Origin of the sequence: Kitasatospora papulosa, from assembly GCF_000717245.1 — a bacterium.
Taxonomy (GTDB): Bacteria; Actinomycetota; Actinomycetes; order Streptomycetales; family Streptomycetaceae; genus Streptomyces; species Streptomyces papulosus.
Genome location: NZ_JNYQ01000014.1, coordinates 120,735 through 134,856, shown reverse-complemented (window position 1 = coordinate 134,856; position 14,122 = coordinate 120,735). Strand labels below are relative to the sequence as shown.

The following is a 14,122-nucleotide window of genomic DNA, read 5'->3' as shown; positions in this document are numbered from 1 at the left end:
ATGCACGTCCAGGAGTGGCTCGAGACCGTACCCGCGGTCAGCATTTACCTCCTGGTGGGGGTGGTCATCGGACTCGAGAGCCTCGGCATCCCGCTGCCCGGCGAGATCATCCTCGTGAGTTCGGCGCTCCTGGCCTCCCAGCACGGCGACATCGACCCCGTGGTGCTCGGCGCCTGCGCGACTGCCGGAGCGATCATCGGAGACTCGATCGGTTACGCCATCGGCCGCAGGGGAGGGCGCCCGCTGCTCGCCTGGCTCGGCGGCCGGTTCCCCAAGCACTTCGGGGCGCCCCAGATCGCCCTTGCGGAACGGTCGTTCGAGAAGTGGGGCATGTGGGCCGTCTTCTTCGGCCGCTTCGTCGCGCTGCTCCGGATCTTCGCCGGACCGCTGGCCGGCGTGCTGCGCATGCCGTACTGGAAGTTCCTGATCGCCAACGTGCTCGGCGGCATCGTCTGGGCCGGCGGCACCACCGCCGTCATCTACTCGGTGGGCGTCGTCGCCGAGGCGTGGCTCAAGCGCTTCTCGTGGCTGGGGCTCGTGGCTGCCGTGCTGATCGGGGTGATCTCGATGCTGGTGCTCAAGAACCGCGCGAAGAAGGCCGCGGAACAGGCCGACAGCCCGGTGCCGGACGCGGTTCCCGCAGCGGACTGAGCCGGGCGGCGCCGGCACCGTGCCCGTGCGCCCTCAGCCCTCCTGGCGCGTCTCCTGGTGGGCCGCGCGATGCGCCTTCGCCAGCTCGACATAACCGGCCGCGTTGAAGGCGATGCCCTCACGCTCCTCCGCCGTCAGCTCCCGCTTGACCTTGGCGGGCACGCCGGCGACGAGGGAGCCCGGCGGCACCCGCATCCCCTGCGGGACGAGGGCCTGCGCCGCGATCAGCGAACCCGCACCGATATGTGCGCCGTTGAGCACGGTGGCCCCCATTCCGACGAGCACGTCGTCCTCGATGACGCAGCCGTGCAGGACGGCGTTGTGGCCGACCGAGACCCGGGCGCCCACCGTCAGCGGGAAGCCGGGGTCGGTGTGCACGCTGCAGTTGTCCTGGATGTTGCTGTCGGGGCCCAGGGAGATCGGGCCGCAGTCGGCACGCAGCACGGCCTGGTACCAGACGCTCGATCCCGCGGCCAGCGACACCTCGCCGATGACGACGGACGTCGGCGCGAGGAACGCGTCCGGGTCGACGTCCGGCTCCTTGCCGCCGATACCGGTGACCAATGCCTGCTCTGCCATCGCCAGCTCCTCGGGTGGGGTGTGGTGCGCACGGCACCCCCTGCTCCGCACGAACCGTAATCGACGGTCCACGCGGCCCGGCCGGGTGGGGTGAACATCACAGCCTGCCGCGCGGATCCGTTCCGGCCCGGCCGACTACCGTGAGCGGGTGCCGAAGAACCGGAACTTGTTCTCCTCCCTGGCCCTGCGGCGGCGTGAGGCCACCTCCCGTGCCGTCCACCGCGTCTGGGCCTGGGTGCAGGAGACCGGGGCGGTCACCGCGCCGCACCCCGGGCGGCTCCGGTTCGGCCGCATCGGCGTGGGTACCCGGCTCGCGTTTCCCCAGGGAACGGTCTTCGGCGAGCGGTGGATCGAACTGGGCGACCACTGCATCATCGGCGAACAGGTCACCCTCACGGCCGGCCTGATGCCCGACCTGGATCTCGGGGCCGATCCCATCCTGACCCTGGGGGACGGTGTGGTGCTGGGCCGGGGGAGCCATGTCATCGGCGACACCTCGGTGTCGATCGGGTCGGACACCTACTGCGGCCCGTACGTCTACATCACCTCCACGAACCACAGTTACGACGATCCCGACCAGCCGGTCGGAAGGCAGTGGCCGCGCATGGAGCCGGTCGTGATCGGGCCCGGATGCTGGATCGGCACCGGAGCCGTGATCCTGCCCGGCGCGCGGCTGGGCCGGAACGTCGTGGTCGCGGCGGGAGCCGTCGTGCGCGGTGAGGTCGCCGACCACGCGGTGGTCGCGGGAGCGCCCGCCAGGGTGGTGCGGAGCTGGGACCCCGAGAAGGGCTGGCAGCCGCCGCTGCGCACCCCCGCGCCCGTGCCGATCCCCGACGGGGTCACGCCGGAGCAGCTGGCCGCCGTGGCGCTGCTGCTCGAGGACCCGGCCGGAGACTGACCTCTCCGCCGGTGCTGTGCCCGGCACGAACCGTGCTTGCACCGGACACCGCTCGTACGGGGCGGCATTCGCGTCGGATGCCTCGCAGTACAGTGCGGTGGTCCGGTGTGTGCGCCACGCGGTAGTGCGATATTTTCGACTTTTTCATCCATCACATTGGACGGAATGTGACCGACCTCGATCAGCTCACCCAGTCGCTCGCCCGGAATCTCAAGCGCTGGCGAGGTGAGCGGGGTTTCACCCTGGACGCCCTCGCAGCCCGAGCGGGGGTCAGCCGCGGCATGATCATCCAGATCGAGCAGGCGCGTACGAACCCGAGCGTCGGCACCACCGTCAAGCTCGCGGACGCGCTGGGGGTCAGCATCACGACCCTGCTCGACTACGAGCAGGGGGCCCAGGTGCGGCTCGTGCCCGCGGACCAGATGGTGCGCCTGTGGTCCACGGAGGCCGGCAGTTCGAACACGCTCCTGGTCGGCACGGAGGCCCGCGGTCCCATCGAGCTCTTGTCCTGGCATCTGATGCCGGGCGACAGCAGCCTCTCCGACCCGCACCCCGAGGGAACGGTGGAACTCCTCCACGTCACCTCGGGGGAGCTGACGCTGGTCGTCGACGGCGTGGCCCATGTGGTGCCCGCCGGCACCTCCGCGACGTTCGAGGCCCACGTGCCGCACGTCTACCGCAACGACGGCTCCGAGCCCGCCGACCTGACGATGGCGGTGTCGATTCCGCCGGTCCGTCGGGAGGGCAGATGAGCGGTGCGCCGACGGCTGTAGCGTGAGCGGCATGCGCGCACCCCTCGGCGACTTCGGTGACGCCTCTCCCGCAGCGGACCGGCTGGACCTGCTCACCCCGCCCGTCGCGAAGGCGATCGCGGCCGGCTGGGGCGGAACCCCCGCCGAGTCCGTCGTCTTCGTCGACACCGCCCCCGAGATCGCCGATACGGCCGCCTTCGTCGAGCACCACGGTCCCGGACTGCTCGACGCCTCCGCCAACTGCGTGGTCGTGGCTGGCAAGCGGGGCGGCGACACCACCCTCGCCGCGTGCGTGGTGCTCTCGCGCACCCGCGTCGACGTGAACGGGGCCGTGCGCAAGCACCTCGGTACCCGCAAGGCGTCCTTCGCCCCCATGGACATCGCGGTCGGCGAGACCGGCATGGAGTACGGCGGGATCACCCCGATCGGACTGCCTGCGGCCTGGCCCCTCCTCGTCGACCCGGCGGTGGCGGACACGGAGTGGGTCCTGATCGGCAGCGGCCGCCGCCGCGGCAAGCTCATCGTCCCGGGCAAGGCGCTGGCGGCACTGCCCGGAGCGGTCCTGCTGGAAGGCCTCGGGGTCTGAGAAGCACTGTCGGACCGTGGGGAGTAGTGCCCTGAGCCGGACCGCGCCGTACGTGCCCGGAACGCGTCATACGCCGTCGGTCCGGCGCTCCGTGATCCAGCCGACGGCGAAGTCCACGGCCGCGCGCAGAGGGAACAGCCGGCTGGGCGCCGACCCCACCCGGCCCGCGCCGACCGCTCCGGGCCGCGCACGGACGAAGTCGTCGCCGAGGTGTGCGAAGTCGCTGTCGTCCAGAGCGACGTCCTCGTACTCCCACCAACGGCGGCCTCCCTCCGACGCCACCACACAGCGGTAGAGGCGCCGGGGCGGGGCCGGGCGGCGGTACTCCGCGAGGTGGAAGGCGGTGCAGCGGCCGAAGCCCGTGCCCAGGAGCAGGATCTGCGCGTCGGCCTCGTACAGCCGGGCGAGGGGGGAGTCCTCGCCCAGGTGGCAGTCCGGGCGGTGGCCGGCGAGCAGCTGCCCGGCCGCCGGACCGAGCCCGGCGAACGAGGTCTGCGGGTGGCCGCTGCGCCGCGCGCCCGGAGCCAGCCGGACCAGCTCGGCGAGGGCGCCCATCGTGGGAGCGGGAGACACCGCCGGGTCGAAGGCGGGCATCGCCGCGCGCACCGCCGCCCCGGCCTCCTCGCTCAGGCCGCGGACCCTGTCCAGGTAGGCGCGGGACGTGTCGGAATTCTCCGGGGTGAAGGAGGGGACGACCAGCGTCCCCGCCGGTCCCAGGGCCCGGTGCAGCGCGCGAGCCATGTCCTCGGCGCTGCCGCCCGCGGCACGCATCGAGGCATGCGCCAGCAGGACACCACCCCGCCGCACACCGAGCTCGTGCAGCTGGGCGGCGGTGCGCTCACCGCCGAGCAGGAGATGCCGGGTCACGGCGGACATTCTCCCCGCCCGGGGTCGTCCGCGACACCACGCCTCCGCCGGCAGGACTCAGCGCAGGGGGCTCAAGCGGGGTATCTCGATCGCCGGGCACCGGTCCATGACCATGGCCAGGCCTGCCGCACGGGTGCGGTCGTACGCCTGCTCGTCGATCACGCCGAGCTGGAACCAGACGGCCTTCGCCCCGGCCGCCACCGCCTCGTCGGCGACGGCGCCCGCCAGCTCGCTGTTGACGAAGACGTCCACCACGTCGACGGGGAAGGGGATGTCCGCCAGTGAGGCGTACCCCTGTTCGCCGTGGACCGGCTCCGCCTTGGGGTGGACGGGCACCACACGCTTGCCGAAGCGCTTGAGGACCTCCGCCACCCCGTAGGCGGCGCGGGACCTGTTGGTGGACAGGCCGACCACCGCCCAGGTGTCGCCCGTGTCCTGAAGGATTTCGCGAATCGTGTCGTCGTCTGCGTACATGCCCGGACAACGGACGGTCCCGCCCGGTCATTCCCCACGGGAGGGTGAAATCGGGTGGCGGACCGGCGCATAGGGTGGACGGATGCAGGAGGAGTACCGGACAGTCACCGGCGCGGGTGTGCACGAGACCGAGGTCAGCCGGTCGCGTTTCCTCTGCGCGCTCGCCCCCGCCGCCACCGAGCAGGAGGCGCAGGAGTTCATCGCGCGCGTCCGCAAGGAGCACCCCACCGCCAACCACCACTGCTACGCCTACGTCATCGGCGCCGACGCCTCCGTCCAGAAGGCCGGCGACGACGGGGAGCCCGGCGGCACGGCCGGCGTCCCCATGCTGCAGATGCTCATGCGCCGTGAGGTGCGGTACGCCGTCGCCGTCGTCACCCGGTACTTCGGCGGCGTGAAACTCGGGGCGGGCGGACTGATCCGGGCGTACGGAGGGGCGGTCGGCGAGGCGCTCGACGCGTTGGGCACGACCACACGCCGCCGCTTCCGCCTCGCCGAGGTCACGGTGGACCACCAGCGCGCGGGCAAGCTGGAGAACGATCTGCGCGCCACCGGCGTGGCGGTCCACGAGGTGACCTACGCGGAGGCGGTGACCATCGCGATCGGGCTGCCGGACGCGGACGTCGAGAGCTTCAGGGCCTGGCTGGCGGACGCCACCGCGGGCTCCGCGACGTTCGAACCGGGCGGCGAGGCGTACGGGGATGTCTGAGGAAGCATGCCGGACGGATCAGTAGGAGTGGCGTCGTGAGGATTCTGCACACCTCGGACTGGCACCTGGGGAGGTCGTTCCACCGTGTCCCGATGCTCGACGCCCAGGCCGCCTACCTCGACCACCTCGTCGAGACGGTGCGGGAGCACGCCGTCGACGTGGTCGTGGTGGCGGGCGACGTCTACGACCGCGCTGTTCCGCCTCTGTCGGCCGTCCAGCTGTTCGACGACGCACTGCACCGGCTCGCCGGCGCCGGGGTGCCGACCGTCATGATCTCCGGCAACCACGACTCGGCCCGCAGGCTCGGCGTCGGTGCCGGCCTGATCGCACGGGCCGGGATCCATCTGCGTACCGATCCCGCCGACTGCGCGACGCCGGTCGTGCTCCACGACGCGCACGGTGAGGTGGCCTTCTACGGGCTGCCCTACCTGGAGCCCGCGCTGGTGAGGGACGCGCTGGGCGCCACCGGGGCGGGGCACGAAGGAGTGCTCACGGCTGCGATGGACCGCGTACGGGCCGACCTCTCGGTCCGGCCCGAGGGCACCAGGTCGGTGGTCCTGGCCCACGCGTTCGTGGCGGGCGGTGAACCGAGCGACAGCGAACGCGACATCACGGTCGGAGGGGTCGCCGCCGTCCCCGCGGGCGTCTTCGACGGTGTCGACTACGTGGCACTCGGCCACCTGCACGGCTGCCAGAGGGTGACGGACCGCGTCCGGTACTCCGGCTCCCCGCTGGCGTACTCCTTCTCCGAGCACACGCACCGCAAGACGATGTGGCTGATCGATCTCGGCCCCGGCGGGGACCTCGCCGCCGAACGCGTCGACTGCCCTGTACCGCGCCCGCTCGCGCGGCTCCGCGGCCGCCTCGACGCCCTGCTGGAGGACCCGGCCCTCGAAGGCCACCGGGAAGCCTGGGTGGAGGCCACCCTCACCGACCCCACGCGGCCGGACGAGCCGATGGCCCGGCTCCTGGAACGCTTCCCGCACACGCTCAGCCTGGTCTTCGACCCCGAACGTGCCCCGCAGGACCCCCTCGCCTCCTACGCACAGCGGCTCGAGGGACGTGACGACCAGCAGGTGGCGGAGGATTTCGTGGCCCATGTACGCGGTGGCAGCGGCCCCAGCGACCAGGAGCGCACGGTGCTGCGTGCCGTGTTCGACGACGTACGGATCGACGACGTGATCGGTGAGGTGTCCCGTTGAGGCTGCACCGGCTCACCCTGACCGCGTTCGGCCCGTTCGGCGCCACCCAGGAAGTCGACTTCGACGCCCTGTCCTCGGCCGGGATCTTCCTGCTGCACGGCCCCACCGGCGCGGGCAAGACCTCCGTGCTCGACGCCGTCTGCTACGGCCTCTACGGGGCGGTGCCCGGGGCCCGGCAGAGCCCCGGCACCTCGCTGCGCAGTGACCACGCCCCGGTGGACCGGCCGACCGAGGTACGCCTGGAGCTGACGGTCGGGGGGCGCCGGCTCGAGGTCACCAGGAGGCCGGCCCAGCCCCGCCCCAAGAAGAGGGGCGGCGGCTTCACGACCGAGAAGGCGCAGAGCTGGCTGCGGGAGTACCACCCCGAGCACGGCTGGAAGGCGCTGAGCCGCTCCCACCAGGAGATCGGCGAGGAGATCGGCGGGCTCGTCGGGATGAGCCGGGACCAGTTCTGCCAGGTGGTGCTGCTGCCTCAGGGGGACTTCGCGCGGTTCCTGCGGGCCGACGCGGAGGCGCGTGGAAAGCTCCTCGGCCGTCTCTTCGACACCCGCCGGTTCGCCGCCGTCGAGGAGCGCCTGGCCGAGCTGCGACGGGCGGCCGAAGCCCGGGTCAGGGCAGGGGACGAGCAGATCCTCGTGCTGGCCCATCGCCTCGCGCAGGCGGCCGGACCGGCCGCGGAGGAGCCGGCCCCCGAGGAACGGCCGGGCGAGCCCGGGCTCGCCGAGGCGGTCCTGCGATGGGCGGCCGTCGCGCGCAGCGGCGCCCGTGAACGGCTCGACATCGCCCGCTGGATGCTGACCGCGGCGGAACGGCGGAGCGACGCCGCCCGGCTCGTGGCCGAGTCGGAACGCGAACTGGCCCGGCTCCAGCAGCGGTATGAGGAGACCCGCCGCCGTGCCGCCGGTCTGGAGGACCGCCGCGCGGAACGGGACCGCTGCCACGAGCAGTTGGCCCGTGCCCGCAAGGCGGACCTGGTGGCCCCGGCTCTCGAACTGCGTGACGAGGCCGAGCGGGCCCACCGCACCGCTGCCGCTGCGCTGGCACGGTCCCGCGCCGGTCTGCCGTCCGAGCTGGCTGACGCGGGCCTCGGTCAGCTGGCCGACAGGGAACGCGGCCTCCGCGCGGAGCTGGGCGCGCTCGAGTCCGCACGCCGTGCCGAGCGCCGGAGCCGGGAGATCGACGCCGAACGGGCCGGCCTGGAGCGTCAGTCCCGCGCGGACGACGAACTGATCCAGGAGGCGGCGGAGTGGCTGGCCGGCTGGGACACCACCCACCGGACCCTGAGGGAACGCGTGGAGACCGCACAGGACGCCGCGACCCGGGCGGAGCAGCTGGCGGCCCGGCTCGACCCGGCCCGGAGGAGGCTGGAGGCGGCACGACGGCGTGACGCACTCGGTGAGCAGGAGGAGACCGCTGCGGCGGCCCTGACCACGGCGCGAGAGAGCGCGGTGGGCGCACACGAGAAGTGGCTGGCCCTGCGCGAACAGCGGCTGCGCGGCATCGCGGCGGAGCTGGCCGGCCAACTGGCCGACGGTGTGGCCTGCACGGTGTGCGGCTCGTCCGAGCACCCCGAGCCGGCCCGTGCGGAGGCGGGACATGTGGACCGGGCCACGGAGGAGGCGGCACTGACCGCCCACCAGCGGGCGGAGCGGGTCCGCACGGAGGCGGAGGGCCGGCTGGGAGTCCTGCGCGAACGCCTCGCGACGGCCCGTGCGGAGGCCTCGGGCCCGGGGGAGTCCGGCCCGGCCGGCGGGGCGTCCGCATCCGTGGCCGAACTGGGTGACGTGGTGGACCGCCTCACCCGGGAGCACGCGGAGGCGCACCGCCTGGCCGCGCAGTCGCACGCGGCCCGGGAGGCCCTGGCGTCCGCGGAGCGTGAGCACCTCGGCAGGCTGGACGACCGGCAGCAGGCGGAGCGGCGTACGGCTGCCCGCACGTCGCAGCGCGAAGCGCTCGACCGTGAACAGGCCGCGCTGCAAGGGGAACTGGCCAAGGCACGGGGAGCCTGCGCCTCGGTGGCCGAGCACGCCGGACTGCTGGAACGCCGGGCCGGACTGCTGTCCGACGCGGCCGACGCCCTCCGCGCCGAGCACGGAGCCGCCGAGCGCCTCAAGGAGGCCGACGGCAGGCTCTCCGACGCCGCCTACCGGGCGGGATTCGACACGCCTCAGGCCGCTGCCGCCAAGATCCTCGGGGACACCGCGCAGCGGGAGCTCCAGCATCGCGTCGACGCCTGGCAGGCGGAGGCGGCCACTGTCGCCGACCGTCTCGCGGAGGAGGACGCCAAGGCGGCCGCGGGCAGGCCGGCCGCCGAGCCGGACGCGGCGCAGGTGGCGTACGACCGGTCCGTGCGGGCCGTGCGCGAGAGCGCCGCCGCGCACTCCGCCGCACAGGAGCGCAGCGCGGAGCTCGGCAGGCTCTCCCGCCGTACGGAGGAGGAGGTGCGCGCGCTGGGTCCGGTGCGCCAGGAGTACGAGCGGGTCGCCCGCCTCGCCGGGCTGACCGCGGGCACCTCCGCGGACAACGAGCGCAAGATGCGACTGGAGGCGTACGTACTGGCGGCCCGTCTCGAACAGGTGGCCGCCGCTGCGACCATCCGCCTCCAGCGGATGTCCGGGGGCCGCTACACACTGGTCCACTCCGACGACCGCAGCGGGGGCCGCAGGGCGGGTCTGGGTCTGCACGTCGTCGACTCCTGGACGGGACGGGAGCGCGACACGGCGACCCTGTCCGGCGGGGAGACCTTCTTCGCCTCACTCGCCCTGGCCCTCGGCCTCGCCGACGTGGTGACGGACGAGGCGGGCGGTGTCCGCCTGGACACGCTCTTCATCGACGAGGGTTTCGGCAGTCTGGACGAGCAGACGCTGGACGAGGTGCTCGACGTCCTGGACTCGCTGCGTGAACGCGACCGGAGCGTCGGCATCGTCAGCCACGTGGGCGACCTGCGCCGCCGCATCCCCGTCCAGCTCGAGGTGGTGAAGGAGAGGCACGGCTCGGCCGTCGTCCACCGGGCGGCCGGCACGCTCAGCGGCTGATCGCGCGACGGGGGAGCGGCGAGGAGTAGACGATGCTGGTGGTCACGGAACCGAGGGTGCCGATCCTCCCCGTGACCTCCTCCAGGTGACGCATCGACCTCGCGGTCACCTTGAGGACGAAACAGTCGTCCCCGGTCACGTGGTGGGCCTCCAGGATCTCCGGTGTGGAGGCCGTCAGGTCGTGGAACGGCTTGTAGTTGCCGTTCGGGTACCGCAGCCGGACGAGGGCGAGGATCGGCATACCGAGCCGCTCCGGGTCCACCACCGCGGTGTATCCGCTGATCACCCCCAGCTCTTCGAGGCGGCGCACCCGCTCGGTGACGGCGCTGGGGGACATCGAAACGGCGCGGGCCAGCTCGGCGAACGTCGCGCGTCCGTCGCGCTGGAGGACATCGAGGATGCGCCAGTCCGTGGCGTCCGGGGAATAGTCGGTCATGGCGCCAGACAACAGGGGAATCCACCGGGAATCAACGAAAGTGCCATGGATCACTGCTTCGCACGCGGATCGGTCGGCCGTAGATTTTCGGCCATGACCTCACAGACGCTCACCACCGGCAACCCCGTCCTCCGCGTGCCGCCCGCCTCTCCGGCCGCGGCGGCCTCATACTTCCGCGCCTCGCTCGCCTTCCACGCGGACGTGTCCGACGTCGCCGCCGCCCTCGGTGCCGACGGCGACCCCGGGTTCGTGGTCGTCGACTCCCGCTCCACCGCCTCCTGGGACCAGGGGCACGTTCCCGGTGCGGTGCACCTGCCGACCGCCCTCACCGGGGAGCAGGCGGCCGGCCTCCTCGACCCGGCCGTTCCCGTCGTCACGTACTGCTGGGGGCCGGGCTGCGACGGAGGGGCCAGGTCGGCTCTGGCACTCGCCGAACTCGGCTACCAGGTCAAGGAGATGCTCGGCGGATTCGAGTACTGGGTGCGCGAGGGGTTCGCGTACGAGACCTGGGAGGGCTCGGAACGGCGCCCTGTCGACGCGCTCACCGCGCCCGTGGGCGCCGACGACTGTGGCTGCTGAACCGGGCGGGACTGAGCCGGGAACCTGCCCGGAGCCGGAGCCGGAGCCGGCTCGGGAGTACGGGCCTCGAGCAGGCGGCGTTCAGAGGGCCGGCGGCCCGAGGAGCGCGCGGAACAGGGCCTCGCCGTCGTCGCCGGCGGGCAGGCCGCTGACCTGACCGTCACCTACCTCCACCACCCGCCACACCCCGTCCTCCCGGAGCGCCATGTCGGTGGTCACCCAGCGGCAGCCGAGGGCGCGCACGGCCTCGCCGACGACGTCGAGGCCCGGTGCGGGCAGCCGGCCCGGCGTGTCCGGATGAGCCGTCACCCGTGCGACCTCGCCGTCCACCCACCACACCCGCGCCTCGCCGCCCGGCACGAACGGCTCGTACGCGCGAAGCACCACTCCTCCTGCCAGGAACTCCCCCTGCAGCTCGACGAATCGGCCGACGATCGCGGCCAGCCGCTCCGCGTCCTTCACCTCCGGCACGAAGCACGCCTCGTGCCACTCGTCCTTGCGGGACTTCACGAAGTCCTTGACGATGCCCGGACCCGGGCCCAGACCCTCCGCGAGGCCGGTGGCGGGATCCGGCGGAAGGTCTGCGGCGGACAGGGAGCGCCAGACGCTGCGCGGAGTGAGCCCGGTGAACGCCTCGTACCATCCGGGGAGTTCATGGGCGCGCCGGTACGCGGCGGCGTCGGTGAGCAGGGCGCAGCCGCGGGCCGCGAGGGCGCGCTCGAACTCCGCGTAACGGACGGCCGGCATCATCCATCCCCGGTACCAGTACGTCCCCGAGTCCCGCGGCACCCGGCGGACGGCGGTCCCGGGATCGCCGGCGAGCAGAGCGTCGTGATCGACCAGGACGGTCCGGGCGCCGGTGCGCCGCGCCGCGGCCTCCTCCTCGGCGAACACGGGATCCGGACGCGTCGGGCGCAACGGGTCGCGGCAGAACAGGAAGCCGGGCGGGGCCATGCGGATGTCGACCTCCGGGCCGTCGTGAGGAGTGTGCAGGGGCCGGTGACGGTGTCACCGGCCCCTGCCGTGATCACAGCTTGGACAGCTCGTCCACCAGGTCGTCCAGGCCGAGCGACCCCTGCGACAGGGCCGCCATGTGCCAGGCCTTGAGGTCGAACGCGTCACCGTGGGCCTTCCGGGCGTTCTCCCGGCCCAGCAGCCACGCCCGCTCGCCCAGCTTGTAGCCGATGGCCTGCCCCGGCATCGACAGATAGCGCGTCAGCTCGCTCTCCACGAAGTCGGCGGGCCGGCCGCTGTGGTTGCCGAAGAACTCCTCGGCCAGGGCAGGAGTCCACCGCTCGCCGGGACGGAACGGCGAGTCCGCGGGGATCTCCAGCTCCAGGTGCATGCCGATGTCGACGATCACCCGGCAGGCACGCATCATCTGCGCGTCCAGGTAGCCCAGGCGGCGCTCCGCGTCGGGCAGGAATCCCAGCTCGTCCATGAGCCGCTCGGCGTACAGCGCCCAGCCCTCGGCGTTCGCGCTGACCTGGCCCACCGAGGCCTGGTAGCGGGAGAGGCTCGCGGCGACGTGCGTCCACTGCGCGATCTGGAGGTGATGTCCCGGCACGCCCTCGTGGTACCAGGTGGACACCAGGTCGTACATCGGGAAGCGGGTCTCGCCCATGGTGGGGAGCCAGGTGCGTCCCGGCCGTGAGAAGTCCTCCGAGGGGCCCGTGTAGTAGGGGGCGGCGGCACCGCCCGCGGGGGCGATCCGGGACTCCACCTTCCGCACGCGCTCGGCCAGTTCGAAGTGGGTGCCGTCGAGCGCCTCGATGGCCTCGTCCATCAGGTTCTGCAGCCAGACCCTGACCTCCTCCTCACCCTCGATGTGCTTGCCGTGCACGTCGAGATGGGCGAGCGCCTCCCAGGGGCCGGCCCCCGGCAGGATCTTGTCCGCCTCGGTCCTCATCTCGGCCAGCAGCCGGTGGTACTCGGACCAGCCGTAGGCGTACGCCTCGTCGAGATCCAGGTCCGTGCCGTTGAACTGGCGTGCCCAGCGGGCGTAACGCTCCCTGCCGACGGTGTCGGGGGCACCCTCGACGGCCGGGGCGTACACATCCCTCATCCAGTCCCGCAGCGCGACCAGGCCGGCCGATGCCTGTCCTGCCGCCTCGTCCAGTTCCGCGCGCAGCGCGGCGGGTCCTCCGGCCACGAAGTCCTCGAAGAAGCCCGTGCCGTTCTCCCCGGCCCAGGTGCCGAGCTGACCGATGAAGGTGGCCGTCGGGCGCGGGCCGCCGTACAGCTTCCGCTCCAGCCCCAGGGCGAGCGAGGCGCGATATCCCTCCAGCGCGGCGGGCACCGCCCGCAGACGGTCCACGACCGCCGCCCAGTCCTCCTCCGTCGCCGTCGGGGTCGCCGTGAACACCTCACGGAGGCTGTGCGCCGGCGAGTGGATGTTGGAAACCGCCCGCAGACCCTCCTCCGCCTCGTGTACGGCGAGTTCGGCCGTGAGGCGTTCGCGCAGCAGTCGTGCGCAACGCCTCTCCTCGTCGGTGTCCGCGCCCGGAACCTGCTCCGCGGCGTCGAGTTCCACCAGGGTCCTGCGGATCAGCTCGGCCGTGGCCTCCTGACCGGCGGGCGAGAAATCGGGCAGCCGGCGATAGCTTTCCGCGACACCGAGATAGGTACCGGTGATCGGGTCGAGATCGATGTACGCGTCGACGTAGGCGTCGGCGACCTGGCGCGGCAGTGCGCTGCTCGATGTGTCTGACATGTTGACATCCTCTTACGCCGAGGCCCTCCACGTCACGGGTGTACGGGACTTCGGCCGGAGGAGGTACGTGGACGCCCTCAGGAGCCTGGGCGCGTCCCCGCGGTGGTGGCGGAATTCCGACCGTCCGCGGTGGGCGGCATCAACGGGCCGCACTCCCACTGCTGGAAGATCAGCCGGGTCTCCACCCGCGCCACCTCACGGCGCGAGGTGAACTCGTCCAGCACCAGACGCTGCAGGTCCGTCGGGTCGGCGACCGCCACGTGCACCAGGTAGTCGTCCGGTCCCGTGAGGTGGAAGAAGGCCCGGGACTCCGGGAGCGCCCTGATCCGGTCGACGAACGGGCCGATGAGCTCCCTGCGGTGCGGCCGGACCTGGACCAGCAGGAGCGCCTCCAGGCCGCGGCCGAGCCGCGCAGGATCGAGCCGGAGCCGGTGCCCGAGGATCACACCGGACCGGCGCAGCCGTGCCACCCGGTCCAGACATGTGGACGGGGCCACTCCGACTTCCGCGGCGAGCTCCCGGTACGTCGTCCGAGCATCGTTCTGCAGGAGGCGCAGAATGTGCAGATCAACCGGATCGAGAGCGACGGATTCAGGCATCGGGCGAACGTAGCACGGCGTCGGGGCGCTACCGGCCGGTCA

At 72.7% G+C, this 14,122-nt stretch carries 15 protein-coding genes; 8 read left to right on the top strand and 7 right to left on the bottom strand.

The genetic code is table 11. The features are described from left to right. On the top strand, nt 1-651 hold the full coding sequence (locus IA22_RS0128510) for a DedA family protein (protein WP_014157536.1): 651 nt from the start codon (nt 1-3) through the stop codon (nt 649-651). Nucleotides 652-684: 33 nt separating this feature from the next. Here the strand turns inward: IA22_RS0128510 and IA22_RS0128505 are convergent, their stop codons facing one another. Beyond that, the gene (locus IA22_RS0128505; protein WP_015576257.1) at nt 685-1,230 is read right to left on the bottom strand and encodes a gamma carbonic anhydrase family protein; all 546 of its coding nucleotides are present in this window, start codon (nt 1,228-1,230) and stop codon (nt 685-687) included. Between the two features lie 148 nt (nt 1,231-1,378). Here IA22_RS0128505 and IA22_RS0128500 point away from each other — a divergent pair, with 148 nt between their 5' ends. The 3 genes from IA22_RS0128500 to IA22_RS0128490 all read left to right on the top strand — a co-directional run bounded on the left by IA22_RS0128500 (nt 1,379) and on the right by IA22_RS0128490 (nt 3,466). Next, complete coding sequence (locus tag IA22_RS0128500) at nt 1,379-2,128, top strand: acyltransferase (RefSeq protein WP_030125258.1); 750 nt, start codon at nt 1,379-1,381, stop codon at nt 2,126-2,128. A gap of 167 nt (nt 2,129-2,295) precedes the next feature. After that, nucleotides 2,296-2,880, top strand: coding sequence for a helix-turn-helix domain-containing protein (locus IA22_RS0128495; RefSeq protein WP_015576255.1), 585 nt, complete (start codon nt 2,296-2,298; stop codon nt 2,878-2,880). A gap of 31 nt (nt 2,881-2,911) precedes the next feature. Next, nucleotides 2,912-3,466, top strand: coding sequence for a YbaK/EbsC family protein (locus IA22_RS0128490; protein ID WP_030125257.1), 555 nt, complete (start codon nt 2,912-2,914; stop codon nt 3,464-3,466). A 66-nt stretch (nt 3,467-3,532) separates the two neighbouring features. Here the strand turns inward: IA22_RS0128490 and IA22_RS0128485 are convergent, their stop codons facing one another. Together IA22_RS0128485 and IA22_RS0128480 are read right to left on the bottom strand one after the other, a co-directional pair. Next, entirely contained in the window at nt 3,533-4,342 is an 810-nt protein-coding gene (locus tag IA22_RS0128485) for an AAC(3) family N-acetyltransferase (RefSeq protein ID WP_030125256.1), read from the bottom strand. A 48-nt stretch (nt 4,343-4,390) separates the two neighbouring features. Next, nucleotides 4,391-4,807, bottom strand: coding sequence for a CoA-binding protein (locus IA22_RS0128480; protein WP_014157542.1), 417 nt, complete (start codon nt 4,805-4,807; stop codon nt 4,391-4,393). An 82-nt stretch (nt 4,808-4,889) separates the two neighbouring features. Between IA22_RS0128480 and IA22_RS0128475 the strand changes: the two genes are divergently transcribed. From IA22_RS0128475 to IA22_RS0128465, 3 genes are read left to right on the top strand one after another with little or no spacing between them, the layout of a single operon-like run. Beyond that, a complete protein-coding gene (locus IA22_RS0128475) occupies nt 4,890-5,516 on the top strand; it encodes a YigZ family protein (RefSeq protein ID WP_014157543.1) in 627 nt (208 codons plus the stop codon). A gap of 35 nt (nt 5,517-5,551) precedes the next feature. After that, entirely contained in the window at nt 5,552-6,718 is a 1,167-nt protein-coding gene (locus IA22_RS0128470) for an exonuclease SbcCD subunit D (RefSeq protein WP_014157544.1), read from the top strand. Continuing rightward, on the top strand, nt 6,715-9,753 hold the full coding sequence (locus IA22_RS0128465) for an AAA family ATPase (protein WP_030125255.1): 3,039 nt from the start codon (nt 6,715-6,717) through the stop codon (nt 9,751-9,753). The genes IA22_RS0128470 and IA22_RS0128465 overlap by 4 nt, the downstream gene beginning before the upstream one ends. Here IA22_RS0128465 and IA22_RS0128460 read toward each other — a convergent pair. Continuing rightward, nucleotides 9,743-10,189: an Lrp/AsnC family transcriptional regulator gene (locus IA22_RS0128460; RefSeq protein ID WP_030125254.1), complete on the bottom strand. Its 447-nt coding sequence runs from the start codon at nt 10,187-10,189 to the stop codon at nt 9,743-9,745. The genes IA22_RS0128465 and IA22_RS0128460 overlap by 11 nt on opposite strands. A gap of 93 nt (nt 10,190-10,282) precedes the next feature. Between IA22_RS0128460 and IA22_RS0128455 the strand changes: the two genes are divergently transcribed. Then, nucleotides 10,283-10,768: a rhodanese-like domain-containing protein gene (locus tag IA22_RS0128455; protein ID WP_014157547.1), complete on the top strand. Its 486-nt coding sequence runs from the start codon at nt 10,283-10,285 to the stop codon at nt 10,766-10,768. A gap of 81 nt (nt 10,769-10,849) precedes the next feature. Here IA22_RS0128455 and IA22_RS0128450 read toward each other — a convergent pair whose 3' ends face one another. The 3 genes from IA22_RS0128450 to IA22_RS0128440 all read right to left on the bottom strand — a co-directional run bounded on the left by IA22_RS0128450 (nt 10,850) and on the right by IA22_RS0128440 (nt 14,080). Then, nucleotides 10,850-11,722: an ATP-grasp domain-containing protein gene (locus IA22_RS0128450; protein ID WP_030125253.1), complete on the bottom strand. Its 873-nt coding sequence runs from the start codon at nt 11,720-11,722 to the stop codon at nt 10,850-10,852. Between the two features lie 73 nt (nt 11,723-11,795). Next, nucleotides 11,796-13,481 (bottom strand): DUF885 domain-containing protein, encoded by a 1,686-nt coding sequence (locus IA22_RS0128445; protein WP_014157549.1) that lies wholly within the window; start codon nt 13,479-13,481, stop codon nt 11,796-11,798. Nucleotides 13,482-13,558: 77 nt separating this feature from the next. Then, on the bottom strand, nt 13,559-14,080 hold the full coding sequence (locus IA22_RS0128440) for an Lrp/AsnC family transcriptional regulator (RefSeq protein WP_014157550.1): 522 nt from the start codon (nt 14,078-14,080) through the stop codon (nt 13,559-13,561). Nucleotides 14,081-14,122 lie beyond the last annotated feature (42 nt).

What these genes read in the sequence shown, in the direction of transcription:
- IA22_RS0128450 (WP_030125253.1), bottom strand. Translation starts at nt 11,722, where the DNA reads ATGGCCCCGCCCGGCTTCCTGTTCTGCCGCGACCCGTTGCGCCCGACG.
- IA22_RS0128485 (WP_030125256.1), bottom strand. Translation starts at nt 4,342, where the DNA reads ATGTCCGCCGTGACCCGGCATCTCCTGCTCGGCGGTGAGCGCACCGCC.
- IA22_RS0128445 (WP_014157549.1), bottom strand. Translation starts at nt 13,481, where the DNA reads ATGTCAGACACATCGAGCAGCGCACTGCCGCGCCAGGTCGCCGACGCC.
- IA22_RS0128460 (WP_030125254.1), bottom strand. Translation starts at nt 10,189, where the DNA reads ATGACCGACTATTCCCCGGACGCCACGGACTGGCGCATCCTCGATGTC.
- IA22_RS0128490 (WP_030125257.1), top strand. Translation starts at nt 2,912, where the DNA reads ATGCGCGCACCCCTCGGCGACTTCGGTGACGCCTCTCCCGCAGCGGAC.
- IA22_RS0128455 (WP_014157547.1), top strand. Translation starts at nt 10,283, where the DNA reads ATGACCTCACAGACGCTCACCACCGGCAACCCCGTCCTCCGCGTGCCG.
- IA22_RS0128440 (WP_014157550.1), bottom strand. Translation starts at nt 14,080, where the DNA reads ATGCCTGAATCCGTCGCTCTCGATCCGGTTGATCTGCACATTCTGCGC.
- IA22_RS0128505 (WP_015576257.1), bottom strand. Translation starts at nt 1,230, where the DNA reads ATGGCAGAGCAGGCATTGGTCACCGGTATCGGCGGCAAGGAGCCGGAC.
- IA22_RS0128475 (WP_014157543.1), top strand. Translation starts at nt 4,890, where the DNA reads ATGCAGGAGGAGTACCGGACAGTCACCGGCGCGGGTGTGCACGAGACC.
- IA22_RS0128510 (WP_014157536.1), top strand. Translation starts at nt 1, where the DNA reads ATGCACGTCCAGGAGTGGCTCGAGACCGTACCCGCGGTCAGCATTTAC.
- IA22_RS0128480 (WP_014157542.1), bottom strand. Translation starts at nt 4,807, where the DNA reads ATGTACGCAGACGACGACACGATTCGCGAAATCCTTCAGGACACGGGC.